This is a genomic window from Roseococcus thiosulfatophilus, from assembly GCF_017311575.1.
Taxonomy (GTDB): domain Bacteria; phylum Pseudomonadota; class Alphaproteobacteria; order Acetobacterales; family Acetobacteraceae; genus Roseococcus; species Roseococcus thiosulfatophilus.
In genome coordinates, this window is the sequence record NZ_JAFFQY010000022.1 from 194,431 (window position 1) to 220,153 (window position 25,723).

Below are 25,723 nucleotides of genomic sequence, written 5' to 3' on the forward strand. Positions count from 1 at the left end.
CCGTCATGCGGCGCGAAGCCAGGCCGCGCCCTCGGCCCATCCCTGTTCGACGCTGATGGCGGGGTGCCAGCCCAACCCCTCCGCCGCGGCCTCGATCGGATAGGTGACGCGCTGGCGGAACAGCGCCAACTCGCCGCGCGCCGGGGCCCCCACCAAGGCGGGCAGGTGCGGGCGCAGCGCCGGGGCCAGACGCGCCAAGGCCTTCAGGGGCAGGGACAGCCGGGCATTCCGCGCCACCTGCGCGGGTGAAAGGCGCGGCACTTCGAGGCCCATCGCCGCCGCCAGCCCGGCGAAATAGGCGTTCCAGGTAAGGGGCGCCGCGCCGCTGATGTTGTAGGCGCCGGGCCTTCCGGTCAGCGCCGCCTCAACCGCCGCCGCCACGTCCTCCACATGGACCGGGTTGCACCAGCCCTCGCCCGCCGCGCCCATCTCGCCCACCAAACCGTGGCGCAGCCGCGCGCCCATTTTGCCCACCCACAGCACGGAGCCCGCGCCATGGACGATGGCGGGGCGCAGCAGCACCAGTTCGATCCCGGCCGCCTCGCATTCCCGCTCGGCGGCGGCCTTCCAATGGGCATAGCCGGCGCCTTCGGAGGTCACGCGCGGGCTGTCCTCGGCCAGGGCGCCCTCGGTCGCGGCATAGACGCTGACGGAGCTGAGATGCACGAAGCGCCGCACCCCCGCCGCGCGGGCGGCCGCCAGCAGGTGCCGCGTGCCGGTGATGGTGGGGGCCGCGTCGCCGACCGCGCAATGGATCACGGCGTCCACGCCCGCCAGCGCGGGGGGCAGGGTGGCGGGGTCCGTCAGGTCCAGCCGCACGCCGCCCGGCACGGCCCGTCGCGAGGCCGCCCGCACCGCCATATCCCCGCGCGCGCCCAGGCGCCGGGCGATGGCGCCGCCGATGAAGCCGCTGGCCCCGGCCACGAGAAGGGTTTGGACGCCCATGCAACCTGTTGTAGCGCAGCGGCACCGCGCCGCCAGCCGCGTGGCATTTGATTTCGCCCGGCCCCACCCGCTATGCGGGATGCAGGCGGCACCACGGGAAGGCAGATGCGGAAATGTCGGCGCCGCTGGCGCGGAGAGATGGCCAGATGAGCATGGCCCTGGCCGCCGCCCCGCCCCTGGCCGCCGCGCCGGGACGGCTGGTGCTGGCTGTCATGGTCGTGGCGCTCTTCAACTACCTGGGCGCGCGGATTTCCCTGGCGCCGCCCGACCCGAGTGCCATCCTCTCTGGCTCCAACCCGGTGAACACGGCCATCCAGGCGGCGGTGCTGGTGCTGGGCCTGGGCTTCGCCCTGCGGCATCCGGCGCGGGTGGCGCGGCTCGCCTTGGCGGCCTGGCCCTTCCTGGTGCTCTTCGCGCTGGCGGGCGCCTCCATCCTGTGGTCACAGGCGCCGGGGCAGAGCCTGCGCCGCAGTGTCGCCGTGGCGGCGCAGATGCTGTTCCTCTTCCTGCTGTTCAGCGAGCTCGGCCTGCACCGGGCCATGCGCCTCTTCCTGGGCGTGGTGCTGCTGACGGTGGCGCTGGGCTTGCTGGAGGCCCTGCTGCGGCCCGCCATCGGCTTCGACGAGGGCTTCTACAGCAACGCCATCCGCGGGGTGTTCCTTCAGAAGAACGGCTTCGGCACGGCGCTGCTGCACGGGATGCTGGCGCTGGGCTTTCTGATGCTGACCGCCGGCCGGGTCACGGGGCGGCACATGGCCATCGCGCTGCTGCTGCTGGTGATGCTGGTGCTGGCGCGTTCCTCCACCGCGCTGGTGCTCGCGCTGCTGGTGCTGGGGCTGACCCTGGCCTGGCTGGCGGCACGGGCGGGCGGCGCCTGGCTGGCGCTGCTGCTGCTGGGGGTGGGCGGGTTCACCGCCGCCGCGCTGGGCTTCGCCGGCGCCTTCGGCACGGAGGGCTTCTTCGACCTCCTGGGCAAGGAGGAGACGCTGACCGGCCGCACCGAGATCTGGGCCAGCGTGGACCGCGCCATCGCGCAGCGCCCCTGGCTGGGCCACGGCTTCGCCGCCTTCTGGCTCCAGGGACTGACACCGGCTGAACTCATCTGGCTCGACCTGCAATGGCCGGCGCCCGATTCGCACAGCGGCTGGCGGGAGGTGGTGCTGCAGTTGGGCTGGGTGGGCTTCGCGGCGCTGGCGGCGGCGGCGGGGCTGACCCTGGCCGTGGCGCTGTGGCGGCTGGCGGGAAGGCGGCGCGCGCTGGGCTACTGGGTGCTGATGCTGCTGCTGGTGGGCGCCATCCATGCCAACACCGAGGCCGCGCTGCTGCGCGGCGACGGGCTGCTGATCCTGTGGGTGCTGGGCTGGCTCGGCCTCGTGGCACCGGAGGGCGCGCGGGAACTGGCACGCCCTGGTTGATCCGCGGTAAGCGGGCGCATGCCTCCCTTGCCCTCCCGCCGCTGGGCCGACCTGGCCTGGACCGACTTCGCTGGCCTGCCACCCGACACGGTGGCCGTGCTGCCGCTGGCCGCCACCGAACAGCATGGGCCGCATTTGCCGCTGTCGGTGGACACGCGCATCAACCAGGGCGTGCTGGACGCGGCACTGGCCCGCCTGCCCGCGGATTTCCCGGTGCTGGTGCTGCCCGTGCAGGCCATCGGCTGCTCGGTCGAACATGGGCGGTTTCCGGGTTCGCTGACGGGTTCGCCCGAGACGCTGCTGGCGCTCTGGACCGAGATCGGGCGCGGGGTGGCGCGCGCGGGGGTGAAGCGGCTGGTGCTGCTGAACACCCATGGCGGCAACCAGCAGATCATGGAGATCCTGGCGCGGCGGCTGCGGATCGAGGCGGGGCTCTTCGCCGTCGCCGCCAACCCGGGGCGAATGGGGAACCCGCCCGGGCTGGTGGGCGCGGAGGAGGACCGCTTCGGCATCCATGCGGGCTTCGTGGAAACCAGCCTGATGCTGGCGCTGGAACCCGCGCGGGTGCGGATGGAACAGGCGCGGGATTTCCGCTCGGCCTGGGCGGGGCTTGAGGCGCCACTCGCGCCCGGCAGCGGGGCGGCGCCGGCCTGGCAGGCGCAGGACCTGAACCCCGCCGGCGCGGTGGGCGATGCGGCGGCCGCGACACCCGAGGCCGGCGCCGCGATCCTGGACCATTGCGCCACGCGCCTCGTCGCCCTGCTGGAGGCGGTGCGCCGCTGCGACATCGCCGCCTGGCTCGAACAGACCCCCAAGGGATTGCCATGACCCATGACATCACGGGCCTGATGGCCGCCCTGCCCGGCCTCGACTGGATCACCGACCCGGCCCTGGTGCGGCAGAAGAGCCGCGACTTCTTCTGGTACAGCCCCGTGCTGAAGCGCCAGTTGAACGGCGCGCGCGCCGATGCGGTGGCCGTGCCGCGCAATGAGGAAGAGGTGGTGCGCCTGCTGGCCGAATGCCACGCGCGGCGCATCCCCGTCACCACGCGCGGCGCGGGCACGGGCAATTACGGCCAGGCCATGCCGCTGCTCGGCGGCGTGGTGCTGGACATGTCGGCCATGGATGCGGTGCTCTGGGCGAAGCCGGGTCTGGTGCGCGCCCAGGCGGGGGCGAAGATTATGGACATGGACCGCCACACCCGCGCGGCGGTGGGGGGCGAGCTGCGCTTCCACCCCTCGACGAAGCGCACCGCCACCATTGGCGGCTTCATCGGCGGCGGGTCTTCCGGCATCGGCTCCTGCACCTGGGGCATCCTGCGCGAGCCGGGCAATGTGCTGGGGCTGCGCGTGGTGACCATGGAGGAAACGCCCCGCGTGCTGGAACTGCGCGGGGCCGATCTCGACCTCGCCAACCACGCCTATGGCACCACCGGCATCATCACCGAGGTGGAGATACCGCTGGCCCCCGCCGAGGATTGGCTGGACCTGACCCTGGCCTTCCCCTCGCTGATGGACGCGGCGCGCTTCGGCGATGCGCTGACCGCCATGGACGGCGTGGTGAAGAAGCTGGTCTGTGTGCTGGCCGCGCCCATCGCGCAGCAGTATTTCAAGGGCTTCCCGGCGGTGGGCGACACCGAGGCAGTGGTGCTGGCCATGGTGGCGCCGCCCTATCTCGACGCTGTGGCGCCGCTGCTGGCGCGGCATCGCGGGCGCGAGGTGGCGCGCCTCCGCACAGAGGACGCGCCCGTCCCGGCCTATGAGTTCACCTGGAACCACACCACGCTCCAGGCGCTGAAGGTGGATCGTTCCATCACCTACCTCCAGACGCTGTTTCCCGCGCCGGACCACCTGGAACTCATCGCGCGAATGGAGCGGGAATTCGGCGATGAGGTGCCCATCCACCTCGAATATGTGCGGCTCGGCGGGAAGGTGTGCTGCTTCGGGCTGCAACTGGTGCGCTTCACGACGGAGGAGCGCCTGAATGAGATCATCCGCATCCATGAGGATGCCGGTGCGCCCATCTTCAACCCGCACGCCTTCACGCTGGAAGAGGGCGGCATGAAACAGGTGGACGCCGCGCAGCTCGCCTTCAAGCGCCAGGCCGACCCGCTGGGATTGCTCAACCCCGGCAAGATGCTGGCCTGGGACGACCCGGACTGGACGCCGGATCGGCCGGGCAAGGTCTACCTGTTCCCGGCATCCGACGACGAGGCCGAGTGATGCGCGTCCTGATGGTCTTCTGCCACCCGCGCGCCGACAGTTTTTCCGCGGCTCTGCGCGACACGGCCCTGGAGGCGCTGCGGGCCCGCGGCCATGAGGTCGAACTGCGCGACCTTTACGCCGAGGGCTTCAACCCGGTGCTGAGCGCCGAGGAACGCGGCGTCTACAATGATGAATCCGCGAACCAGGCGGGCATCGAGCACGAGATCGCGCAGTTGCGCCGCGCCGACGCCCTGCTGCTGGTCTATCCCACCTGGTGGTATGGCATGCCCGCGATGCTGAAGGGCTGGTTCGACCGCGTCTGGGTGCCAGGCGTCACCTTCACCTTCAGCGATGGCGCCATCCAGCCCGCGCTGAGGAACATCAAGCGCATGGGCGTGGTAACGACCTATGGCTCGCCGCTCTGGCTGCTGCTGTTCCTGCTGTGGCCTGACCGGCGCGTGCTGGCGGGCGGCGTCAGGCGGCTTTGCGCGAAGGGCTGCCCGGTGGACTGGCTCTACCTCACGCGCATGGACACGCGGGGTGCGGCGGACCGCACGCGCTTCCTGGCGAAGGTCAAGGCGCGGCTGTCAGCCTGGTAGGCCCAGCGCTTCGTCCAACTCCCGGTAATCAGGCGGTGTCGCGTCCAGCACGCGGCCGGCGCGCAACACGATGCGGTCGCTCTGCGGGCGGCTGAGCCATTCCGTCAGGCCGCGCGCCCGGAAGGCGATGAGGTCCGCCACCGCGCCCACGCGGATCACCCCCGCTGCGATGCCCATGGCGCGCGCCGGGTTGGCGCCCGCCGCCGCCGCCCAACCGGCCGGCGGGTGGTCGAGGTGCAGGATGCGCGTGGCCTCGCGCATCACCTCCACCATGTCGAGGTCGCCATAGGCATAGAAGGGGTCGCGCGTGTTGTCCGACGCCACGGAGACGTTCACGCCGGCCGCGCGCATCTCATGCACCAGCGTCACACCCCGCCAGCGCGGCGTGCGGCCGGCCACGCGGTCCTGGAGATACATGTTGCACATGGGCAGCACGATGATGGAGATGCCGGCCTCGGCCACGCGGGCGATGGTCTCGCGCGCATAGTCGTCTGGCTGGAGGGAGAGCGAGCAGCAATGCCCGCACTGGATGCGCCCCTTGAAGCCGCGCCGCAACGCCGTGATCGCGATTTCGCGGAGCGCGCGGGCACCGGTCTCGCCGCTCTCGTCCACATGCAGGTCAAGGTCCAGGCCGCGTGCCTCGGCCAGTGCGAAGAAGTGATCCAGCATGGGCTGGAAGTCGGGCGGCAGGTCGTCATGCACGCCACCGGTCAGCCGCGTCACCATGCCCAGCACGCCGCCCGATTGCGCGACGATGTCGGCCAGTTCTTCGCCCTCCGAGGTGGCGAAGCGGTCCAGCGGGCAGATGGAGGACATCTGCAATGTGATGCGCCCGGCCCAGGCCTCGCGCAGGCGGCGAAACGCCTCCCAGGCGATGGGGGCATGGGGCATGTAGCTGTCGAGATGGGTGCGGATGGCCACAGTCCCATGCGCGTGGGCGCAGCGCAGGGCGAACTCGGCACGGGCGGTGATGTCGCGCGCGGACCAATTCGCGTCGCGGTCGGCCATGACGCTTTCGAGGGCACCCGCGAAATCCCCGGTCGGGTTGGGGCGGCGCGGCCAGATATGGCCCTTGTCGAGATGGGTGTGCCCGTCCACCAGGCCTGGCCAGAGCTGCCCGCCATCGAGCGATGGCCCCTCCGGTGCGGTGCCGAGGGGAGCCAGCGCCGCAATGCGCCCGTCCTCCACCCGCACATCCAGCCGCAGCAGGTCCTGCACGTCCGGCACACCGGGCGCGCCCTCGACCAGGGAGGCCGGCACCCGCGCATCCCGCAGCCAATAGCGCGCCCCCGCCCCGGCCAGCGCCGCCCGCAATGCCTGCATCATCGGTGTTCACCCGTATCGGCGCTTTCATGCCAGCGCCGCAGAAGGAGGTGGGACAACAGCGACAGCGCCATGAAGATGGCGATGCCCGTGCCGGAGACGAGCACGAGGGCCGCGAACATGCGCGGGATCTGCAACTGGTAGCCGGATTCCAGGATGCGGTAGGCCAGCCCGGAGGCCGTGCCTCCCGTGCCCGCCACGAATTCCGCGACGATGGCGCCGATCAGTGCCAGCCCGCCCGAAATCCGTAGCCCCGCCAGGAAATAAGGCATGGCACTCGGCAGCTTCAGCCGCCACAGCACCTGCCAGCGCGAGGCGCCATACAGCCGAAACAGGTCCAGCAGATTCCGGTCCGTGCTTTGCAGCCCGACCGTGGTGTTGGAGAGGATGGGGAAGAAGGCGACGATCCAGGCGCAGATCAGCAGCGCCGCCCGCACATCATCCACCCAGATGATGATGAGCGGCGCGATGGCCACGATGGGCGTCACCTGCAGCACCACCGCATAGGGAAACAGGCTCATCTCGATCACGCGCGATTGCGCGAAGAGAATGGCGAGCAGCAGCCCCAGCGAGGCCGCTACGGCCAGGGCCGCGAAGGTGATCTGCACCGTCACCAGCAGGGAGACCGAGAGTGAATCCCAGTCGCGCGCCAGCGTCTGCGCGATCTGCACCGGGCCGGGCAGGATGAAGGGCGGAATCTCCCGCGCCCAGACCACCCATTCCCAGGCGGCGAGCGCCAGGAAGCCCAGCACCGCCGGCGCGAACCAGCGCAGCGCCTGCGCGCCGCCCATCACGCCGCCTCCATCGCGGCGGCGAGCGCGTGGCTCACCTCGCGGCAATGCGCGGCGTAGTTGGCGGAGGTGCGGAATTCCGGCAGGTCGCGGTCCTCGGCCGGCACGCGCAGCTCCCGCACCACGCGGCCTGGGCGCGGGGCCATGACCATAATGCGCTCGGCGAGAAACACGCTCTCGAAGACGGAATGCGTGACGAAGACCACGGTGAAGCGTTCATCCCGCCAGAGGTTCAGCAAATCATTGTTCAGGCGAAAGCGCGTGATCTCGTCCAGCGCCGCGAAGGGTTCGTCCATCAGCAGCAGGCGCGGCCTGGTCACCAGCGCGCGGGCGATGGAGACGCGCATCTTCATGCCGCCCGATAATGCACGCGGATAGGCATCCTCGAAGCCGGCGAGTTCCACCCGCGCCAGCATCTCGACGGCGCGGGCATGGGCCTCGCGCCGGTTCATCCCCGCCAGTTCCAGCGGCAGCGCGACGTTGCGCGCGGCCGTGGCCCACGGCATCAGCGTCGGCTCCTGGAAGACGAAGCCGATGCCCTTGCGGGCCGCGGGGTCGGCGGGAAAGCTGATCTCGCCGGAAGAGGGCGGGATCAGCCCCGCAATCATCCGCAGCAGCGTGGATTTGCCGCAGCCCGACGGCCCCAGCAGCGCGAGGAAATCCCCGCGCGCCAAGTCCATGTCCACGTCCTGAACGGCGAGCGTCCCGGTGCCGTAGCGCTTGGCCACGCCCCGCAGCGAGACGAGGGGCGAGGCGCTCAGGTCAACCCCACGCGCTGGTTCACAAAGCGCAGATCATAGGCGCGCTTGAAGTCCATCCCGGCCGGATACAGGCCCGCATCGCGGCAGGAATTGTAGAAGCTTTCCCAGCGGGCGTCGGTCATGGCGCCGATGCCCAGGCGCTCGGCGTCGCCGCTCATCACGATGCCCATCTCGTTCATCACGCGGATGGCGTAGGCGATGCGCTCGGCATTCATCTCGGGGTTGTCGCGGATGATGGCGGCGTCGGCCGCCGCATTGTCGCGGCCCGCCATGTAGCCGGCCCAGCCCTCGATGCTGGCGGTCATGAAGCGCTGCAGCACCTCGCCCCGCTGGTCCACCATGCGGCGGCTGACCAGCACGGTGTTGTTGTAGTTCTCATACCCCGCATCGGCGATGAGGAAGACGCGCGGCCGCACGCCCGCCTGGATGGCGCTGAAGGGCTCGGAGCTCAGGAAGCCCTGCTGGATGGCCATGCGGTCGGCCAGGAAGGGCTGGATGTTGAAGGTGTAGGGACGGATCTGGTCATCGGCGAAGCCGAAGCGCGCCTTGAGGAAGGGCCAGAAGGTGACGCGGCCCGCGGCGCCGATCAGCACCGGGCGGCCGCGCATGTCCTCGAAGCGCTCGATCCCGTTGCCCTCATGCGTCATGAGGATCTGCGGGTCCTTCTGGAAGATGGCGCCGACGCAGAGGAAGGGGATGTTCTCCCGCACGAAGTTCAGCGCCTGGAACCCGTTGCCCATGATGGCGTCCACGCGCCCGGCCAGGAGCAACTGCGCGGGGTTCTGCTGCGGCCCGCCCATGCGGATTTCGCACTCGATGCCGTGGCGGCGGTAGATGCCGTCGGCCACCGCCTTGTAGAAGCCGCCATGCTCGGCCTGGGCGCGCCAATCCGTGTGGAAGATCACGCGGTCCAGGCTTTGCGCCACGCCCACCCGCGCGCCGGGCACCGCCGCCAGCGCGAGTGCCGTGCCGCCGCCAAGAAGCGCGCGCCGTTCGATCCTGTAGCGAGTCCGCATCTACCGCCTCCGACCATTCTGGGCACCGGACATGTTGGCGCCGGCGCGGGTTGCAACAGCAGGGATGCCGTGCCGGGCCGCGGGTTGCAAGCCCGAAGCTGCCCAAGGCGCGGGCGGCTCAGCCCAGCGCTGCCCGGATGTCCAGCAGGCTTTCCACCCGCTCGGCGACATGGGGGGTTTCGTCATGCGCCTCGCCCCAGGGGCCGCGCGGCAGGAAGAGGGGGCGCATGCCGGCGGCCCGGGCCGGGGCCACATCATTGTCCAACCGGTCGCCCACATAGGCGATGCGGTCGGGGGCCGCGCCTGCGGCCTCCAGCACGCGGGCGAAGAAGCCGGAATCAGGCTTGGAGACGCCCCACTGGGCCGAGGTCGCCACGAAATCCGCGCCGAGGTCGAGCGCCGCCAGCGCCTCCGCCACCCCATGCGGCTGGTTGCCCGCGATGCCGATGGCGAAGCCCGCCGCCCGCAGTTCCGCCAGGGCCTGGCGCACATCGGGGTAGAGGTCCTCCTCGCGCGGGATCTCCAGCTCGGCCAGCCGCTGGCGGTGGGCGCGGATGTCGAGGCCCGGCGCCAGCTCCCGCACCGTGCCGCCGATGCCCTTGCCGGCGCGGATGCCGGCGCCCAGCGCCGCGCGGAACTCCTGTTCGGACAGGCCCACAAGTTCGGTCCAGCCGCGCCAGACCCGCGCCTCGTCCACCAGCACGCCGCCCACGTCGAAGACGACCCAGCGCGTCACCAGGTCATTTCCAGCAGGGCCACGCGGTTCTCACCCAGCGGCAGCACGCGGCCGTAGACACGCTCCTGGTTGAACAGGCCTTGGATGGGCGTGCCGGCACGCTCGGCCGGCAGGCGGGCGGTGGTGACGGCGAGGCTGGCCACGCCCTCGCGGCGTTCGGCCGCCTCGCGCCCGTCCAGCAGCACCACGTCGCGCGGCCAGCCGTAGTAGCCGCGCGGCCGCGTCATCCGCACCACGCAGGCGGCGGCGCGGTCGGCCTCGTTCAGCGGCGCGGGCGGGCGGAGGTGCAGCACATCGGTGCTGCGCGGGAAGGGTGAGCGGAAGTAATGGGCGATGAGGTGGCCGGGTGCCGCCAGCACGATCTCCAGCGTCCAGGCGCTGTCCACGGTGACCGGGCCCCAGACACCATCGGCGCCGGTCTCGCGGCGGTGCAGCGCCTCGCCCATGCGGGCGCCGGTGGCGGGGTCGGTGCGGAACACCTCCACCACCGCGCCGGCCACGGGGCGGTTGGTGGCGGCACCGGCGACGAGGTTCGTCACCAGCCCGTTCAACACCGGCCGGGCCTCGGCCGGCACGTCCAGCCGCGCGGGCTCGCGCCCCGCGATGAAGCGGAACTGCTCGCGGAAGGCGCGCCAATGGTAGGCCACCTCGCGGTGATCCAGGCCGGGCAACAGGATGTTGGTGGCGCCCCGCAGCGCCGGCCCGTCCTGCGTAACACCCGTGGGCGTGCCGGCCCGGCCCACGAAGCGGCCATCGGGCTGAGCGAAGAGGTCATTGTCGGAGCGGAGGGTCATGAAGGCCGTGCCCTCCACCACATCCGTCGCCCCACCGTTCAGCCGCTGCAGGAAGGGGCTGCGGGCGTTGAACTCGCTGCCCGGGTTGAACTCCCAGTCGAAGACGCCGCGGTTGGGCGTGCCGCAGAGGATGGCGTGGCTGACCTGCCGGTGCCCGCCCTGGTGCACCACGAAGTCGCGGATGGGATAGCCGCCGCGCGAATTGCCGATCAGCGCGATCTTCTCCGCACCCGTGCGGGCGCGGAACTCCGCCACCATGGCGGCCAGGCGCTCGGTCTGTTCGGCGCTGGAGCTGCGGTGTTCCTGTGCCACGGAATCGTTCGCGCGGGCCACGGGGTCGGGCATGTTCACGGCCCGCAGCCGGTCGCGCGGCCAGCCATTGGCCTCGAAGCGCCACAGCGTGGTCAGCCACAGCGCCGCGTGGTCGCCATTGCCATGGACCATCAGGATGGGGGTGTGCCCCTCCTGCGCGCGGGCGGCACGAATGAGGAAGGGCGTGGCGAGGAAGGCGCCCAGAGTGGCGCGGCGGGTGATGTTCATGGGGTTCTCAGCTGTCGAGGCGAATGCCCAGTTCCCGGATCAACGGCCGCCACAGCGCGTTCTCGGCGGCGACGAAGGCGTTGAATTCGGCGGGCGTCCAGGGCTGGTACTGGATGCCCAAATCCTGCATGCGCTGGACGATGGGCTCGGACTGGATGGCCGCGATCATGTCCCGCGCCAGGCGGTCGATGATGGGGGCGGGGGTGCCCGCGGGCACGCTCATGCCCTGCCAGCCGAAGGCCACGGCGTCATGGCCCAGTTCGCGCATGGTGGGCACGTCCGGCGCCTGAGGGCTGCGCGCCTCGCTCAGCACGGCGAGCGCCCGCACCCGCCCGTCGCGGATGAAGGGCAGGCCGGTGGCGGTGTCGATCATCACGCTGTCCACGCTGCCGCCCATCAGGTCCTGCATGGCGGCCGGCCCACCGCGATAGGGCACATGGGTGGCGTCCAGCCCGGTGCGGCGGCGGACCATCTCCATGGCCAAGTGGTGCGGCGAGGCGACGGCGGGCGAGCCATAGGTGGGCGCCCGGGTGCGCGCGGCGGCCAGGAATTCCGCGAAGCTGGCCGGCCCTCCCTCCCGCCGCACCACGATGTAGAGGGGGAAGCGCCCGATGAAGCCCACCCCGGTCAGGTCCGTGTCCGGGTTGTAGGGCAGCCGCGCATAGAGCGCCGGGTTGTAGGTCAGGATGCCATTGTCCACGTGCAGCCAGGTGTAGCCATTGGGCGCGGCGCGGGCCGCCGTCTCGCTGGCCAGCACGGCGCCACCGCCCACCCGGTTCTCGATGAGCACGTTCTGGCCGAGGCGCGGCGCCATCTGCGCGCCGATCAGCCGGGCGAAGGCGTCCGAGGGCCCGCCGGGCGGGTAGCCCACGATCCAGCGGAGCGGCCGTTCGGGAAAGCCGCCCTGGGCCGCGGCCGGCGCGGCGAGCGTGGCCAGGCCCATCCCAAGGGCATTGCGGCGAGTGAGCATGGGGCGTCTCCTGGAAGCCTCCCAGGATGTGGCGCGCCGCGCGCGGCTGCAAGCCGGGCAGGTCACATGGATGTGCGACGTCGGGTGAAGCTTGGTCTTGCGGCCCGTAGGGCCGAGGCCGCGAATGCGGCCCGCGGCCTGTGCCGCGAAGCCAAGCCGCGCGGATGCGCGGCGCCCGGCGATTGAGGGCCAGGAATCACGTGATGCGGGCGAAGGCCTCCACCTTGTCGGTCGGCCCGGAGACGATCAGCAGATCGCCCGCCTGGATCAGCGTGTCGGGGGTGGCGTTGGTGAATTCCTCGCGCGGGCGCTTCACCCCCACCACGGTCACGCCATGCTTCCGGCGCAGCCCGCATTCGGTCAGCGTCTTCCCGATGGCCTCGGGCGGCGCGCGGGTCTTGCCGATGGCGAAGCCGTCGTCGAACTCCATGAAGTCCATCATCTTGCCGCCGACCACCAGGTGCGCCACCCGCTCGCCCATCTCGGCCTCGGGGTAGACCACGTGGTGCGCGCCCGTGCGCTCCAGGATGCGCCCATGCTTGGGGCCGAGCGCCTTGGCCCAGATGTCGGGCACGCCCAGCTCGCTCAGCGCCAGCACGGTCAGCACGCTGGCCTCCAGGTCCGTGCCGATGGCGACCACGGCGTGGCTGAACTCGGCGATGCCCAGGCGGCGCAGCGTCTCGCTGCTGGTGCAGTCGGCCTGGACCACATGGGTCAGCCGGTCGGACCAGGACTGGACGAGTTCGGCACTCTCGTCCACGCCCAGCACGTCATGGCCGAGCTTCGCGAGTTCGGCCGCGACCGCGCCGCCGAAGCGGCCGAGGCCGATGACGACGATATCGCCATGCGGGATGATCCTAGCCAACGATCGGGCGCTCCTCGGGATAGCGATAGGGTTTCAGGCTGCTCTGCAAGGCGAGCGCCGTCACGACGGTCACGGTGCCCACCCGGCCCGTGAACATCAACACCGACAGCACGAATTGCGCGCCGGGCGGAAGGTCCGGCGTGATGCCGGTGGACAGGCCGACGGTGGCGGTGGCCGAGATCACCTCGAACATCACGTCGCGCAGGGGGAAATCCGTCAGCATCTGGAGCGCGAGCGAACCGCCGGCGCAGAGCGCGAGCGCCAGCATCACCACCGCCAGGGCCTGGCGCTGGATCTCGACCGGGATGCGGCGGCCGTAGATATTGGCATCCGGCTCGCCCCGCGCCACCGCCCAGACCACCAGCGCCAGCACGACCAGCGTGGTCACGCGCACGCCCCCGCCCGTGCCCGCGCTGCCGCCGCCCACGAACATCAGCGCGTAGCTGACGGTCAGCGTCTCGTCGCGCATCAGGCCCACATCCAGGCTGTTCAGCCCGCCGGAGCGCAGCATGGCGGAATGGAAGGCGGCGTTCACCACGCGGTGCGGCCATTCCAGCGCGCCCAGGGTGGCGGCGTTGTCCCACTCGAAGGCCAGCAGGGCCAGCAGGCCGCCGCCGAACAGGATACCCGTGGCGACCAACGTCAGCTTCGCGTGCAGCGACCAGCGGGCGGGCCGCCAGGGGTCGCGCAGCAAATCCGCCACCACCGGGAAGCCGATGGCGCCGATGAACACCGCGAGCCCCACCGGCGCCAGCACCAGCGGGTCGCGCGCGAAGCCCACCATGCTGTCGCTGAAGGTGGAGAAGCCCGCATTGTTGAAGGCCGAGACGGCGTGGAACAGCCCGTGCCAAAGGGCGTCCTCCCACCCCATCCCGTGGCCCAGCCGCAGCCGCAGCGCCAGCGCGAGCGTCGTCACCGACTGCACCACCACGGTGATGCCCAGCACCAGCCACAGCACCTGCTTCACATCACCGAGGCCCAGGCTGCGCGTCTCGTGCTGCGCGATCAGCCGCGTGCCGAGGCGCAGCCGCCGCGCCACCAGCAGCCCCAGCAACGTGGCGCCGCTCATGATGCCGAAGCCGCCCAGCTGGAACAGCAGCATGATCACGCTGCGGCCGAAGCCGGACCAATAGGTGGCGGTGTCCACCACCGCGAGGCCCGTGATGCACACGGCCGAGGTGGCCGTGAACAGCGCCGTGATGAAGGGAGCCCCGCCCGGCCCGGCGCGCGAGATGGGCAGCATCAGCAGGGCGGTGCCCAGCATGATCGCCGCCAGGAAGCCCAGCGGGATGATGCGGGCGGGATGGGCCAGCGTGCGCCCCAACGGCGTTCCTCCAGACTGGCTCAGGCGGGCCAGGCGCTCCAGACATAGGCCGCATAGCAGGCCAGCAGAACCCCGCCCTCGCGCCGCCCCACCCGCCAGCCGGTGCGGGCCACCACCAGCAGCAGCAGCGCGGCCGCCACCATCACCCAGGCGTCGAAATTCGCGATGGTGGCCGGCACCTCGGTCGGCGCGATCAGCGCCGTGGCGCCGGCGATGCCCAGTATGTTGTAGATGTTCGACCCCAGCACATTGCCCAGCGCCACATCCGCCTGCCGCCGCAGCGCGGCCACGACCGACGTGACCAGCTCGGGCAACGAGGTGCCGACGGCGATGATGGTCAGCCCGATCACCTCCTCCGAAACTTCCAGCGCGCGGGCGAGCGTCACGGCGGCGTCCACCAGCAAGGCACCCCCGGCCACGATCAGCCCGAGCCCCGCCACCAGTTGCAGGATGGCGCCCGGCAGCCCGCCCAGCGCGCGCGACAGGGGCAGGGCGGGGGGTTGCGCCGCGGCGAAGGCCTCGGCCTTGTCATAGGCGGCGCCGTGGTCGGCGCCATCCGCCAACCGCTCCTGCCGGTAGGCGAAGACGATGTAGCCGATGAGGGCCAGCAGCAGCAGCAGCCCCACCGCGCGGTCCATCGTCCAGAACAGCCCCACGGCCAGGAGCGCCAGCGCGGCCAGGAAGCCCAGGCCGCCATCCCGCGCCAGCGCGCGTGAATTGACCGCGACGGGGCAGAGCAGCGCCGCCACGCCCAGGATCAGCAGCACATTGGCGATGTTCGAGCCCACGATGTTGCCCAGCGCGATGCCCGGCGAGCCAGCCAGCGAGGCCTGCACGCTGGTGACGAGTTCGGGCGTCGAAGTGCCGAAGGCCACCACCGTCAGCCCCACCAGCAGCGGCGAGATGCCCAGGCGGCCGGCGATCTGCACCGCGCCGCGCACCAGCAATTCGCCGCCGAGCACCAGCATGACCAGGCCGCCGAGCAGCCAGAGCGCGAGTTCCATGGAAAGCTTCAGTCCTCTTGAGGGGAAAGGCCCAGGCGCTTCGCGCGTTCCCACAGCGTGGTGCGCGAAATGCCCAGAAGGCGCGCGGCATCGGCCATGCGGCCCCCGCAGCGCGCCAGGATGCGTTGGATATGGGCGCGCTCGGCCGCGTCGCGCGCCTCGGCGAGGGTCTGCGGCGCGGGAGGCGCGACAGCCCCGGGGAACAGATCGGCCGGCGTCAGCGCGGCGTCGGGGGCCAGCAGGGCCGCGCGCTCGATGCGGTTGCGCAGTTCGCGCACATTGCCGGGCCAGGGGTGGGCTTCCAGCGCGGCCTCGGCCTCGGGCGTGAGGGAGAGGTCCGTCCGCCCCGCCTGCCGGGCGCTTTCCGCCAGCAGGGCGCGGGCGAGCGGCAGGATGTCCTCCGCGCGTTCGCGCAGCGGCGGGACATGCAGCTCCACCACGGCCAGGCGGTAGTAGAGGTCACCACGGAAGCGCCCCTCCGCCACGCGGGCCGCCAGGTCCGCGTTGGTGGCGGCGACGACGCGCGCCTCCAGCGGGATCTCCTTGGCACCGCCCACGCGCAGGAAGCGCCGGTCCTCCAGCAGGCGCAGCAGCTTGGCCTGCAGCGCAGGTTCCAGCTCCGCCACCTCGTCCAGCAGCAGGGTGCCGGCGCCGGCGCGTTCGGCGGCACCCAGGCGGCGTTCGGCGGCGCCGGTGAAGGCGCCGCGCTCATGGCCGAAGACCTCGCTCTCCAGCAGGTCGCGCGGGATGGCGGCGCAGTTGAGCGCGACGAAGGGCGCCTCGGCGCGCGGGCCCATGGCGTGCAGGCGGCGCGCGGCCACCTCCTTGCCCGCGCCGCTTTCGCCCAGCAGCAGCACCGGCGCCAGCGCGGGCGCGAGCCGCGTGATGTCGTTCTCCAGCGCCCGCATGGGGGGCGACTGCCAACCCACCGTGCCCGTGGGGGCAGGCGGCTCGGCCAGGGGGCCCAGTGCCGAAAGACGGGCCAGCACGGCCTCGATCTCGAAGGGCTTGGTCAGGTAGTCGTCCGCGCCGGCGCGCACCAGCCGCACCGCCTGCTCCACGCCGCCATAGGCCGTCATGGCGATGACGGGGGTGGCGCCCAGGCTTGGCATCAGCCGCAGCAACAGCGCCTCGCCCGAGCCATCGGGCAGGCGCATGTCGCACAGCACGCAAAGGGGGCGCGGCTTCTGCGCCAGCAGCGCCTCGCCCTCGGCCAGCGTCCGTCCCCAGCGGGGCTCGAAGCCCTCCAGCCGCAGCCGTTGCACCAGGGCGCCGCCCAGCACCTCGTCATCCTCGATGATGACCACCGGGGGGATCATGCCGCCACGCCCTCCGCGGCGGGCGGGAGGAAGACGGCGATGTGCGTGGCCTCGCCGGGCCGGGAATCCACCTCGATGCGGCCATCCAGACGCGCCAGCTGCGCCATCACCACCGAAAGCCCGAGGCCCGGCCCGCTGCGCGCGCCCCCCTCGATCTGGCGCAGGGCGGGTTCGGGCAGGCCGCCCCCTTCATCGGCCACTTCCAGGCGCAGCGTGCCATCCGCCTCGCGCCGCACCCCCAGCGACACCACGCCCCCCGTCCCCGTCGCCGCCACGGCGTTCAGCAGCAGGTTCAGTAGGGCTTGGCGCACCGGCAGCGCGTCGGCGGGAAAGGGTTCGGGCAGTTCCCCGGCCAGTTCCAGGCGCAGCCCGCGCCGCTCGGCCTCGGGGCGGACCAGGCGCACCACATCCTCCAGGTCCTCGCGCGTCAGGGGGCGCGGGGCCAGCGTGCCGCGATGCGCGTCCAGCGTCGCCTGCACCACCTGCTGGATCTGGCGCAGGCCGCGTTCCACGAGGTCCAGCGCCTCCTCACGCGCCGCGCGGCTCTCGCCGAAGCGGCGGGCCGAGCCCAGCGCCGTCAACATGCCCGCCAGCGGGTTGCGGACCTCATGCGCCACGGTGGCCGCGAGATCACCCAGCTCGGCCGCCTGGGCGCGTTCGGCGAGGCGCGCGGCCAGGCGTTCGCGCTCCGCCAGGCGCGCCGCCATCAGGTCCACCGCTTCGATCAGCCGCGCGGCCTCGGTGCCGGCGGGCGGGCGCTGGGCGGCGGGGCTGGGGCGGAAATCGCCGGCCCCGGCGCGGTCCAGCGCCTCGGTCACGGCCAGCAGCGGGGCCAAGGCGCGGCGCGTCAACAGCGCGACCAGCATGCCGGCGAGGGCGGCAAGCATCCCCTCCAGCCCCAGCAGCAACGGCCCCAGCTGCGCGCGCCGCTCCAGCGAACGCGCGAAGTCGAGCTGCGCGGCCACCTGGGCGGGGGGCGCGCCTTCCACCAGCAGGGTCCGCTGCGCCCAGGCGGTGCGGGCATCGGGCGAGACCTCCCAGGCGGTGTCGCGGCCCTGGGTGAAGGGGGGCGGTAGGGCCGGGTCCTCTCGCGCGCCGACCACGATGGGCGCGGCCCCCGGGGCGGGCACCACCACCAGCCGCTGCTCCCGCACGCCCTCCTGGAAACCCAGGGCGCGCAGCAGCACGGCCTCGATGGCGCGCGGGTCGCCCGCGCGCAGGGGTTCGATCAGCGCCGCCGAGATGCCGTCGAGATAGACGGCCCCGAGCCGCGCCGCCTCCCGCGCGAATTCCCGCTCCAGCGAGCGGGTGGCCACCTGCGCGACGATGAGCGCCGCGGCGAAGGCCGCCAGCCCCGCCAGCAACGGCAGGCTGAGCGCGATGGGCAGCGCGTTCCAGGCACGGGAGTGGCGAAGCGGCATGCGGCCCATATGGGGGCAGGCCGGGGCGGCCTGCCACCCCGGCCGACCGCGAAATCAGGCGAGAAGGACCGAGGCTTCCATCTCGCGCAGGCTGCGCCAGGCCGTGCGCCCGGAGGAGGAGCGGGCGGGGATGATGGCCAGCGCGCCGCCCGTGAAGGCCGGCAGCGGTGCCGGGCGGTCCGGATGGAGCAGCGCGGGGCCGCGATGCACCGGGCGTTCGCGCGCCGCCGCGAGGGCCACCGCCTCCTCCAGCGCCGCGTCCGCGCCGTCGAGGTCGAGCCCCGTGATGGTCAGCGGCAGATGCGTGAGGAAGGAGAGGCCGAGGAAGCGCTTCAGCGCCTCGCTGGAGGCGAGATCCCCCTCATGCAGGAAGTGCAGCGCGCCGGGCATGGTGAAGTCGGGCGCGGCCAGCAGCAGCCCGGGCAGCGACACGCGCGCCGAACGCTGGGCGGCATAGCCTTCCTCCAGCGCCTGGGCATGGTCGAACCAAGTGCCGCGCGGCAGCACCGTCAGGTCGTGATGCGCGGCGGCATGGCCGAGCAGGGTGCCCGCATCGCCCTCCTCGTGGCGCATGCGGAAATGGTAGCCCTGGGTCTGGCAGAAGGTCTCCATCTGCGTGGCCAGGGAGGCCGCGGCCTCGCGCGCCTTGGCGAAGCGCGCCTCCACCAGGCGGCGGCCGAAATGGGCACCGCCCACCGGCATGGGGCCGGTCTGGTTGAGGCTGGGCGTGCAGAGCAGGCTCAGCAGCGTCACCTCGGTGCGCGGGCCGGCGGCGACCTCCAGCGAGGCGCGCAACGCCGCGGCCGCCCCCGGCCCGTCGGCCAGGGCCAGCAGCATGCGGCGCGGGGCGGCGGCGGCCTGCGGTTCAGGGCGGGCACCCGTCTCGGGGCCGGCCGCGCCCACCGGCATGGCGATGGCACGCTGCGCTTCCGGGTCCGCATCGATCGCGTGGCGCGGCAGCACGCCCTTCAGCTCGTCCATCACCGTGCCCGACCACATGGGCGCCCCGCCCACATAGGCCGCGCGGCCCAGCGCGTGGGAGGAGATGGGCACCGTCACCAGCAGGAAGAGGACGATCAGCGTGACGCGGAACCAGGCCTCGCCCGTGTCGAAGGCGAAGGCGACGCCAAGCAGCGTCAGCCCCGCGCCGACCACGCCCGCCTTGGTGGCCGCGTGCATCCGCAGGAAGGCATCGGGCAGGCGCGCCACGCCGATGGCCGCGATCAGCGAGATGGTGGCGCCCGACAGCAGCAGCAGCGCCGCGACGATCTCAGACATCCTGGTCCTCCGGCGGTTCGGATGCGCGCTTGATGAAGGTGGCGACACCCACGGCGCCGATGAAGCCCACCAGGCCGAGGCCCAGCGCGATGTCGAGCAGCGCGAGGTAGCCACCACCCAGCGCCACCAGCGCGGTGGCCGCGACGGCGAGCAGGCCCAGCAGGTCCATGGCGACCGCGCGGTCGGCGATGCCCGGGCCGTGCAGCATGCGCCAGCCGGTCAGGCCCACGGCCACCGCGACCATGAGCGCGGAGAAGATGAGGGCGACGGTCAGGAAGCTCATCGCAACACCCGCATCGCCGGGCGCTCCAGCCGTTCCGCGATGCTGGCGCGGACGGCCTCGGGGCTCTCGATGTCCATGACGTGCACGTAGAGAATGCTGCGGTCCTCCGAGACATGCAGCGCGGTGGTGCCGGGCGTCAGCGTCACCATGTCGGCCAGCAGCGTGATGCCGGCCGCGGAACGCAGGCGCAGCGGCACCGCCACCACGCCCGAGCGCGCGCGCACATTTGGCGCGAGTGTCGCGCGAATCACGTCCCAGGCGGAGAGCACCAGCTCCCGCAGGAAGAGCACCAGCAGCCAGATCCAGGCCAGGATGTTCCAGGGGCGCGCGGTCGGGGCCTTGTCGCTCATGGCCGGATCACTCCCATCACGGCGGTGATGTAGGCCTCGCGGCTGGCGAGCTGTTCGCCCGCGGCCAGCGCGAAGGCGGCGAAGGGCTCGGTCCAGAGCCCGATGGTGATGGTGACGAGGCCGAGCCCGGCCACCGGGGCCAGCAGCAGCCAGCGCGTGGCGCCGGTGATCGGCGGCAGCTCCGGCGTGCCCTCGGGGACTTCCTTCCAGAAGGCCTCCATCCAGATCTTGAGCATGGAGTAGAGGGTCAGGATGCCCGTGGCGAGCGCGATGCCCGCCAGCACATACCAGCCGGCGTCGAAGCCGGACTTCAGCACGAACAGCTTGGCCCAGAAGCCCGACAGCGGCGGGATGCCCGCCAGCGACAGCGCGGGAATGGCGAACAACAGCCCAAGCCAGGGGTCGCGGCGCCACAGCCCGCCCAGCGTGGCCAGCGAGAAGGTGCCGCCCGCGCGGCGGATCACGCCCGCCACCAGGAACAGGTTCGCCTTCACCACGATGTGATGCAGCATGTAGAGAACGGCACCCGCCAGCGCCAAGGGCGTCGCGATGGCGATGCCCACGATCATGTAGCCGATCTGGCTGATGATGTGGAACGACAGGATGCGCCGGATTTCCCAATGCGCGGCGGCGCCCAGCACGCCCACCACCATGGTGCCGGCGGCCAGGAACCACATGAGCGGGGCCACCCAGGCATGGCCCTCCGGCAGCAGCAGCGTGACGATGCGGATCAGCGCGTAGACGCCCACCTTCGTCAGCAGCGCGGCGAAGATGGCCGCCACGGGCGCGATGGCCGTGTGGTAGGAGGCGGGCAGCCAGAAGAACAGCGGGAACACCGCCGCCTTGGCGCCGAAGGCCGCGAGCATCAGGAAGGCCACCGCCGCGACGGCGCCCTGGTTCTCGATCTCGGGGATGCGCCGGGCCATGTCGGCCAGGTTCAGCGTGCCGGTCAGCCCGAACATCATGCCGACCGAGATGAGGAACACCGTCGTCGCCAGCAGGTTCAGCATGGCGTACTTCACGGCGCCATCCAGCTGCTCACGCCCACCGCCCAGCACGATCAGGCCGAAGGAGGCGATGAGCATCACCTCGAACCAGACGTAGAGGTTGAACAGGTCACCGGCCAGGAAGGCGCCGCCGACGCCCAGCGCCAGCGCGGCCAGCAGCGGGTGCCACAGCGCCTCGTTGTCCAGCACATCGGCGTCGCCGCGCGCGTAGAGCGCCGTCGCCGCGTACATCAGCGCCGTGATCGCGACCATGGAGGCGGCGAAGAGATCGGCCACCAGCGTGATGCCGAAGGGCGCGGGCCAATCGCCCATCTGGGAGGCGATGACACCCTGCGAAATCACCTCGGCCACCAGCGCCGCGGAGGCCAGCAGCAGGCCCACCGCGGTGATCGCGGTGATGCCGCGCTGAAGGTCGCGGTGGGATTGCAGCGCCGCAGTGGCCGCGCAGGCCAGCAACGGCAGGAGAAGGGGCAGCGCGAGCAGCCAGTCGGCGCGGGTGGCCATCAGCGCGCTCCCGTGCGGGTGGGCAGGAGGTCGGCGGCCAGCGTCTCGGCCTCGGCGGCGTCACGCGGATCGGCGGCGGGCAGGCCGCGCGGTTCGGCGACGCGCAGCGCCTCGGTGTCCACCGTGCCCTTGCCGCGCCAGACCGCCCAGCTCAGCACCATCACATAGGCCGTGAGGCCGAAGGAGATGACGATGGCCGTCAGCACCAGCGCCTGGGGCAGCGGGTTGGAGGCATCGGCCACCAGGGCGTTGGCGCCGGGCGCCACCAGCGGCGGTGCCCAGCCCAGCACGCGCCCACTGGCGATGATGGCGATGTTCGCCGCGTTGCCCAGCAGCAGCAGGCCCAGGATGGAGCGCGCGAGCGAACGCGCCATCAGCAGGTAGATGGCGGCCGAGAGCAGCACGCCGAAGAGGAGCGCCAGGAGGAATTCCATGGGCTCAGGCCTCCATGAAGGGCAGCACGAAGGCGAGCGCGAAGCCCAGCACGACGAGATAGACGCCCAGGTCGAACAGCACGGTGGTGCCGATGGGGGTGGTGCCCAGCCATTGCTGCGTGAGGAAGGGCTCCCCGAACAGCAGCATGGCCGGCAGCCCGGCCAGGATGCCGCACAGCAGGCCGATTCCCGCCCAGGTCAGCGGCTGCAGCCGCAGCACCGCGCGCGTGGCCCCCGCCCCGCGCGCCAGCGCGTGGAAGACGAAGCCCAGCGCGCCGATCAGCCCGCCGATGAAGCCGCCGCCCGGCTCATTGTGGCCGCGCAGCAGCACGAAGAGGGAGAGGAGAACACAGGCCCACAGCACGTAGCGCGCCGAGGCGTTCATGATGAAGCTGGTCTTCATGGCTCACTTCCCCCGCGCGCGGCGCAGCAGCACCGTGGCCGCCAGCGCCGCGATCAGCAGCACCGCGATCTCGCCCAGCGTGTCCAGCGCGCGGAAATCCACCAGGATGACGTTGACGACGTTGCGGCCCTTGGCCTCCGGCCAGGCGGCGGCGCCCATCCAGTCGGGCATCTGCGTGTCGAAGGGCACGGACAGCACGGCCAGCAGCGTGAGGAAGCCCACCACGCCCGCGCCGATGGCGATGGCGCCGTCGCGGCGGTGTTCCTCGCGCCGGCGCGCGTCCAGCTCGCGGAAGGGCAGGCGCGCGAGGATGGCCACCAGCAGCACGATGGCGATGGTCTCGACGGTGAACTGCGTGAAGGCGAGGTCCGCCGCGCCCAGCGTGAGGAACAGGATGCCGACGCCGAAGCCCACCACCGCGGCCGCCATAACCTGCGCGAAGAGCATCTGCAGGCGGCAGGCCGCCACTGCGCCCGCGATCACGAGACCCACCAGCACCGCCTGGTGCGGCAGGGGCAGCGGGTCCGCCGACGGCAGGCCAAGGCCGCCGCCCGCCACCAGCAGCACCAACGTGCCGCCGAACATCAACACCACGGTGGCGCCGATGTAGAAGCGCAGGCTGCCGGTCTGCACGCGCCGCGTCACCGCGCCCGAGATCAGCGAGACGCTCCGCAGGAGGCTGCCATAGGCAGCATCCGGCCCGTAGTCGTCGAGCCAGGTCTGCGCCGCCAGGCGCGGCTGCAACCGCGTCCAGGCCAGGAAGGCGATGACGCCCAGCACCAGCACCACCAGGGAGAGGTAGTAGACGATCTCGGTCGCCTGCTTGTCGCCGAGCGCGATGCCCGTGGGTTCGCCCAGGATGGCGGCCGCCGCAGGTTCCACCAGGTTCACCGAGATCAGCGCGGGCGCCAGACCGAAGACAAGGCCCAGGATGGCCAGCGTCAGCGGCGCGGCGAGCATGGTGAAGCCGGGGTCCTTGGCCTCGCGCTCCATCTCCATGGGCTTGCCGAAGAAGGGCCGCACCGCGACCACGCCGGCCACCACCACCATGGCCGCGTTGACCAGCAGCGCCACCACGGGCAGCAGCCCCGGCACGCCGAGCTGCACGGTGAACAGCAGGTCCTTGGCCATGTAGCCGATGAAGCCCGGCGCGCCCGCCATGGAGAGCGCGGCCAGGAGTGCCGCGATGGCGGTCAGCGGCATGTGGCGGCCCAGGCCGCGCAGCATCAGCGCATCGCGCGTGCCGGCCTTCTTGTCGAGGATGCCGGCCACGAGGAACAGGCTCGCCTTGTAGAGGGCGTGCACCAGCAGGAACACCACGGCCGCGGTGGCCGCCAGTGGCTCCTCCAGCCCGATCAGCGTCACCAGCGTGCCCAGCGCCACCACGGTGGACCAGGCGAGCTTGCGCTTCAGGTCCCGCTCACGCAGGGCGAGGATGGCGCCGGTCAGCATGGTCAGCGTGCCCGCGCCGGTCAGCAGCCCCTGCCACAGCGCCCATTCCTGGAAGGCCGGGTTCAGCCGCGCCAGCAGATAGACGCCGAGCTTCACCATCGTGGCCGAATGCAGATAGGCCGAGACGGGGGTGGGCGCGGCCATGGCGTTCGGCAGCCACATGTGCAGCGGCCACTGCGCGGATTTGGCGAAGCAGCCCATCGCCACCAGCACGATGATCCAGGGCGTGAAGGCGTGCGTGGCGAGCACGGCGCGATTGGCCAGGATCTCGGAAATGGTGAAGGTGCCGGCCGCCGTGCCCAGCAGCAGGATGCCGGCCAGCATCGCGAGCCCGCCCGAAACCGTCACCAGCAGGCCCTGCTGGGCGGCGCGCCGGGCGGCGGGCTTGTGCGCCTCGAACCCGATCAGCATGAAGGAGGCGAGGCTGGTCAGCTCCCAGAAGATGAACAGGACGATCAGGTCATCGGCCAGCACCGCGCCCAGCATCGCCGCCATGAACAGCGTCAGCACCGCCATGAAGCGATGCTGCTTCGGATAGCTGGTCATGTAGCTGCCGGAGAACAGGAAGATGCCGGTGCCGATGCCGGTGATGAGCAGCGCCATGAGCTGCGACAGCCCGTCCAGGCGGAAGGCGAAGCCGATGCCGAAGGACGACAGCCAGTCCACCCGGAAGGTGGCGCCCAGCGGCAGCAGCAGGATGAGGCCGAAGAGCGTCGCCGGCAGCAGCGCCAGCGCCGGGGCGAGCGCGGGTCGCGCGCGCAGGCCGAGCGCTACCGCCGGAACGGCCAGCAACGCCAGGCAGGGGATGAGGGCGAGGATCCAGTTCACGGCGGCCACCGCTGCAACAGCCGTGCCAGCCGCATGCCCCGGCGGAAAGCGCGGAAAGGCGCGGCACGGCCGCGCGTGGGCCGTCAGCGCCCGTTCGCAAACCCGAACGGGGCGTCCGGAAAGCCGGACGCCGCGCCGACTACAGCCAGCCCTTGCGCTTGAAGTAGAGCACGGGCCCCAGCGCGCTCAGGATCATGGCCAGCACCGCCAGGGGGTAGCCGATGGGCCATTCCAACTCGGGCATATGCTGGAAGTTCATGCCGTAGATGCTGGCGATGAGGGTGGGCGGCATCAGCGCCACGCTCACCACGGTGAAGGTCTTGATGATGTTCATCTGCTCGACGTTGATGATGCCCAGCACGGCGTCGAGCAGGAAGGTCGCCTTGTGGTTCATGGAATTGCCGTGCTCGACCAGGCTTCGCACGTCGCGCACGAGCGTCTTGATCAGATGCTGGTTCTCCTTCCGCACCGCCGATTTCTCGGCGGTCAGGAAGGTGAGGATGCGCGTGAGGCCGAGCAGCGTGTCCGTGGTCCGCGCCGTCAGGTCGCCCACCAGGCCCAGCGTCAGCAGCACCGAGCGCAGGTCCTGGTCCTTCTGCGTCACCTTCTTGGCGCTGCGGGCGGCGCGGAAGGCGTCCTGGTTGGCGCGGTCGATGTCGAGGCCGATGCGCTCCAGGATATCCGCCAGCCGGTCCACGATCTGGCCGAACAGATGCAGCAGCACGGCGTCCGGGCTGCCTAGCAGCGCCTCCGGCGCCTTCTGGCAGCGGGCGGTGAAGACCGAGAAGGCCTTGGGCGTGGCATGGCGCACCGTGACCAGCACGGAGGGGGCCAGCACGAAGGAGATGGGCGTGGATTCGTAGTCGCTGCCCTCGACCCCATGCAGGAAGTTGGCGGTGAGGAACAGCACATCCCCCTCGCGGTACATGCGGGAGGAGCTTTCGATCTCCTGCATCTCCTCGCGCGAGGGGAGTTCGAAGCCCACCGCCGCCTCGACCAGCCGCTCCTCCTCGGGCGTGGGGTCCAGAAGGTCGATCCAGACGGCATCCTGGAGGGGGGCCGCCTCATGCCCGCGGTAGAGCGCCCCCTGGCGAACGGCAAAGGTTGTCAGCATCCACCAGGTTCCTTGCGGCAGGGTACGGGGCCGAAGCCGCCGG

Annotated in this window: 25 protein-coding genes; 4 read left to right on the forward strand and 21 right to left on the reverse strand. The window is 71.7% G+C overall.

Translation table 11 applies throughout. The features are described from left to right. Nucleotides 1–3 precede the first annotated feature (3 nt). Entirely contained in the window at nt 4–945 is a 942-nt protein-coding gene (locus JTN19_RS10115) for an NAD-dependent epimerase/dehydratase family protein (protein WP_206931979.1), read from the reverse strand. Between the two features lie 146 nt (nt 946–1,091). Here JTN19_RS10115 and JTN19_RS10120 point away from each other — a divergent pair, with 146 nt between their 5' ends. From JTN19_RS10120 to JTN19_RS10135, 4 genes are read left to right on the forward strand one after another with little or no spacing between them, the layout of a single operon-like run. Further along, nucleotides 1,092–2,360, forward strand: a complete 1,269-nt coding sequence (locus JTN19_RS10120; protein ID WP_206931980.1) for an O-antigen ligase family protein — start codon at nt 1,092–1,094, stop codon at nt 2,358–2,360. An 18-nt stretch (nt 2,361–2,378) separates the two neighbouring features. Next, complete coding sequence (locus JTN19_RS10125; RefSeq protein WP_206931982.1) at nt 2,379–3,188, forward strand: creatininase family protein; 810 nt, start codon at nt 2,379–2,381, stop codon at nt 3,186–3,188. Continuing rightward, complete coding sequence (locus tag JTN19_RS10130) at nt 3,185–4,582, forward strand: FAD-binding oxidoreductase (RefSeq protein ID WP_206931984.1); 1,398 nt, start codon at nt 3,185–3,187, stop codon at nt 4,580–4,582. The genes JTN19_RS10125 and JTN19_RS10130 overlap by 4 nt, the downstream gene beginning before the upstream one ends. Beyond that, nucleotides 4,582–5,163, forward strand: a complete 582-nt coding sequence (locus tag JTN19_RS10135; RefSeq protein WP_206931986.1) for an NAD(P)H-dependent oxidoreductase — start codon at nt 4,582–4,584, stop codon at nt 5,161–5,163. The genes JTN19_RS10130 and JTN19_RS10135 overlap by 1 nt, the downstream gene beginning before the upstream one ends. Here JTN19_RS10135 and JTN19_RS10140 read toward each other — a convergent pair. The 20 genes from JTN19_RS10140 to JTN19_RS10235 all read right to left on the reverse strand — a co-directional run bounded on the left by JTN19_RS10140 (nt 5,152) and on the right by JTN19_RS10235 (nt 25,680). Next, the gene (locus JTN19_RS10140) at nt 5,152–6,489 is read right to left on the reverse strand and encodes a cytosine deaminase (protein ID WP_242531028.1); all 1,338 of its coding nucleotides are present in this window, start codon (nt 6,487–6,489) and stop codon (nt 5,152–5,154) included. The genes JTN19_RS10135 and JTN19_RS10140 overlap by 12 nt on opposite strands. Further along, entirely contained in the window at nt 6,486–7,277 is a 792-nt protein-coding gene (locus JTN19_RS10145) for an ABC transporter permease (RefSeq protein WP_206931988.1), read from the reverse strand. Before JTN19_RS10145 ends, JTN19_RS10140 begins: the two co-directional genes overlap by 4 nt. Next, on the reverse strand, nt 7,277–8,005 hold the full coding sequence (locus JTN19_RS10150; protein WP_340643309.1) for an ABC transporter ATP-binding protein: 729 nt from the start codon (nt 8,003–8,005) through the stop codon (nt 7,277–7,279). The genes JTN19_RS10145 and JTN19_RS10150 overlap by 1 nt, the downstream gene beginning before the upstream one ends. A 29-nt stretch (nt 8,006–8,034) precedes the next feature. Then, complete coding sequence (locus tag JTN19_RS10155; protein ID WP_206931999.1) at nt 8,035–9,054, reverse strand: ABC transporter substrate-binding protein; 1,020 nt, start codon at nt 9,052–9,054, stop codon at nt 8,035–8,037. A 118-nt stretch (nt 9,055–9,172) separates the two neighbouring features. Next, nucleotides 9,173–9,790, reverse strand: coding sequence for an HAD-IA family hydrolase (locus JTN19_RS10160; protein ID WP_206932001.1), 618 nt, complete (start codon nt 9,788–9,790; stop codon nt 9,173–9,175). Then, entirely contained in the window at nt 9,787–11,124 is a 1,338-nt protein-coding gene (locus tag JTN19_RS10165; RefSeq protein ID WP_206932003.1) for a hydrolase, read from the reverse strand. Before JTN19_RS10165 ends, JTN19_RS10160 begins: the two co-directional genes overlap by 4 nt. A 7-nt stretch (nt 11,125–11,131) precedes the next feature. Next, nucleotides 11,132–12,094: a Bug family tripartite tricarboxylate transporter substrate binding protein gene (locus JTN19_RS10170; protein ID WP_206932005.1), complete on the reverse strand. Its 963-nt coding sequence runs from the start codon at nt 12,092–12,094 to the stop codon at nt 11,132–11,134. 196 nt (nt 12,095–12,290) lie between these two features. Beyond that, a complete protein-coding gene (locus tag JTN19_RS10175; protein WP_242531029.1) occupies nt 12,291–12,959 on the reverse strand; it encodes a potassium channel family protein in 669 nt (222 codons plus the stop codon). After that, nucleotides 12,952–14,283 carry a TrkH family potassium uptake protein gene (locus tag JTN19_RS10180; protein ID WP_242531030.1) on the reverse strand — a complete coding sequence of 444 codons (1,332 nt, stop codon included), beginning with the start codon at nt 14,281–14,283 and terminating at the stop codon, nt 12,952–12,954. Before JTN19_RS10180 ends, JTN19_RS10175 begins: the two co-directional genes overlap by 8 nt. A gap of 20 nt (nt 14,284–14,303) precedes the next feature. Continuing rightward, nucleotides 14,304–15,287, reverse strand: a complete 984-nt coding sequence (locus tag JTN19_RS10185) for a calcium/sodium antiporter (protein WP_206932013.1) — start codon at nt 15,285–15,287, stop codon at nt 14,304–14,306. 8 nt (nt 15,288–15,295) lie between these two features. Continuing rightward, entirely contained in the window at nt 15,296–16,606 is a 1,311-nt protein-coding gene (locus JTN19_RS10190; RefSeq protein ID WP_206932014.1) for a sigma-54-dependent transcriptional regulator, read from the reverse strand. Continuing rightward, nucleotides 16,603–18,027: a sensor histidine kinase gene (locus JTN19_RS10195; protein WP_206932015.1), complete on the reverse strand. Its 1,425-nt coding sequence runs from the start codon at nt 18,025–18,027 to the stop codon at nt 16,603–16,605. The genes JTN19_RS10190 and JTN19_RS10195 overlap by 4 nt, the downstream gene beginning before the upstream one ends. 54 nt (nt 18,028–18,081) lie before the next feature. After that, nucleotides 18,082–19,305, reverse strand: coding sequence for a monovalent cation/H(+) antiporter subunit G (gene mnhG, locus JTN19_RS10200; protein ID WP_206932016.1), 1,224 nt, complete (start codon nt 19,303–19,305; stop codon nt 18,082–18,084). After that, entirely contained in the window at nt 19,298–19,588 is a 291-nt protein-coding gene (locus JTN19_RS10205; RefSeq protein ID WP_184382149.1) for a monovalent cation/H+ antiporter complex subunit F, read from the reverse strand. The genes mnhG and JTN19_RS10205 overlap by 8 nt, the downstream gene beginning before the upstream one ends. Further along, nucleotides 19,585–19,938 (reverse strand): Na+/H+ antiporter subunit E, encoded by a 354-nt coding sequence (locus tag JTN19_RS10210; protein WP_206932017.1) that lies wholly within the window; start codon nt 19,936–19,938, stop codon nt 19,585–19,587. The genes JTN19_RS10205 and JTN19_RS10210 overlap by 4 nt, the downstream gene beginning before the upstream one ends. Continuing rightward, nucleotides 19,935–21,449 carry a proton-conducting transporter transmembrane domain-containing protein gene (locus JTN19_RS10215; RefSeq protein WP_206932018.1) on the reverse strand — a complete coding sequence of 505 codons (1,515 nt, stop codon included), beginning with the start codon at nt 21,447–21,449 and terminating at the stop codon, nt 19,935–19,937. Before JTN19_RS10215 ends, JTN19_RS10210 begins: the two co-directional genes overlap by 4 nt. Further along, complete coding sequence (locus tag JTN19_RS10220) at nt 21,449–21,883, reverse strand: NADH-quinone oxidoreductase subunit K (RefSeq protein ID WP_206932019.1); 435 nt, start codon at nt 21,881–21,883, stop codon at nt 21,449–21,451. Before JTN19_RS10220 ends, JTN19_RS10215 begins: the two co-directional genes overlap by 1 nt. A gap of 4 nt (nt 21,884–21,887) precedes the next feature. Continuing rightward, complete coding sequence (locus JTN19_RS10225; protein WP_242531031.1) at nt 21,888–22,286, reverse strand: MnhB domain-containing protein; 399 nt, start codon at nt 22,284–22,286, stop codon at nt 21,888–21,890. Between the two features lie 3 nt (nt 22,287–22,289). Beyond that, entirely contained in the window at nt 22,290–24,566 is a 2,277-nt protein-coding gene (gene mbhE / locus JTN19_RS10230; protein ID WP_206932020.1) for a hydrogen gas-evolving membrane-bound hydrogenase subunit E, read from the reverse strand. Nucleotides 24,567–24,705: 139 nt separating this feature from the next. Further along, nucleotides 24,706–25,680 carry a magnesium transporter CorA family protein gene (locus JTN19_RS10235; protein ID WP_206932022.1) on the reverse strand — a complete coding sequence of 325 codons (975 nt, stop codon included), beginning with the start codon at nt 25,678–25,680 and terminating at the stop codon, nt 24,706–24,708. Nucleotides 25,681–25,723: the final 43 nt, after the last annotated feature.

Excerpts from the sequence above, each read along its gene's own strand:
- JTN19_RS10120 (WP_206931980.1), top strand. The coding sequence starts at position 1,092 with ATGAGCATGGCCCTGGCCGCCGCCCCGCCCCTGGCCGCCGCGCCGGGA.
- JTN19_RS10210 (WP_206932017.1), bottom strand. The coding sequence starts at position 19,938 with ATGAGCGACAAGGCCCCGACCGCGCGCCCCTGGAACATCCTGGCCTGG.
- JTN19_RS10155 (WP_206931999.1), bottom strand. The coding sequence starts at position 9,054 with ATGCGGACTCGCTACAGGATCGAACGGCGCGCGCTTCTTGGCGGCGGC.
- JTN19_RS10140 (WP_242531028.1), bottom strand. The coding sequence starts at position 6,489 with ATGATGCAGGCATTGCGGGCGGCGCTGGCCGGGGCGGGGGCGCGCTAT.
- JTN19_RS10190 (WP_206932014.1), bottom strand. The coding sequence starts at position 16,606 with ATGATCCCCCCGGTGGTCATCATCGAGGATGACGAGGTGCTGGGCGGC.
- JTN19_RS10125 (WP_206931982.1), top strand. The coding sequence starts at position 2,379 with ATGCCTCCCTTGCCCTCCCGCCGCTGGGCCGACCTGGCCTGGACCGAC.
- JTN19_RS10185 (WP_206932013.1), bottom strand. The coding sequence starts at position 15,287 with ATGGAACTCGCGCTCTGGCTGCTCGGCGGCCTGGTCATGCTGGTGCTC.
- JTN19_RS10195 (WP_206932015.1), bottom strand. The coding sequence starts at position 18,027 with ATGCCGCTTCGCCACTCCCGTGCCTGGAACGCGCTGCCCATCGCGCTC.
- JTN19_RS10235 (WP_206932022.1), bottom strand. The coding sequence starts at position 25,680 with ATGCTGACAACCTTTGCCGTTCGCCAGGGGGCGCTCTACCGCGGGCAT.
- JTN19_RS10165 (WP_206932003.1), bottom strand. The coding sequence starts at position 11,124 with ATGAACATCACCCGCCGCGCCACTCTGGGCGCCTTCCTCGCCACGCCC.
- JTN19_RS10130 (WP_206931984.1), top strand. The coding sequence starts at position 3,185 with ATGACCCATGACATCACGGGCCTGATGGCCGCCCTGCCCGGCCTCGAC.
- JTN19_RS10220 (WP_206932019.1), bottom strand. The coding sequence starts at position 21,883 with ATGGAATTCCTCCTGGCGCTCCTCTTCGGCGTGCTGCTCTCGGCCGCC.
- JTN19_RS10170 (WP_206932005.1), bottom strand. The coding sequence starts at position 12,094 with ATGCTCACTCGCCGCAATGCCCTTGGGATGGGCCTGGCCACGCTCGCC.
- JTN19_RS10115 (WP_206931979.1), bottom strand. The coding sequence starts at position 945 with ATGGGCGTCCAAACCCTTCTCGTGGCCGGGGCCAGCGGCTTCATCGGC.
- JTN19_RS10135 (WP_206931986.1), top strand. The coding sequence starts at position 4,582 with ATGCGCGTCCTGATGGTCTTCTGCCACCCGCGCGCCGACAGTTTTTCC.
- JTN19_RS10145 (WP_206931988.1), bottom strand. The coding sequence starts at position 7,277 with ATGGGCGGCGCGCAGGCGCTGCGCTGGTTCGCGCCGGCGGTGCTGGGC.
- mnhG (WP_206932016.1), bottom strand. The coding sequence starts at position 19,305 with ATGTCTGAGATCGTCGCGGCGCTGCTGCTGCTGTCGGGCGCCACCATC.
- JTN19_RS10225 (WP_242531031.1), bottom strand. The coding sequence starts at position 22,286 with ATGAAGACCAGCTTCATCATGAACGCCTCGGCGCGCTACGTGCTGTGG.
- JTN19_RS10215 (WP_206932018.1), bottom strand. The coding sequence starts at position 21,449 with ATGGCCACCCGCGCCGACTGGCTGCTCGCGCTGCCCCTTCTCCTGCCG.
- JTN19_RS10205 (WP_184382149.1), bottom strand. The coding sequence starts at position 19,588 with ATGAGCTTCCTGACCGTCGCCCTCATCTTCTCCGCGCTCATGGTCGCG.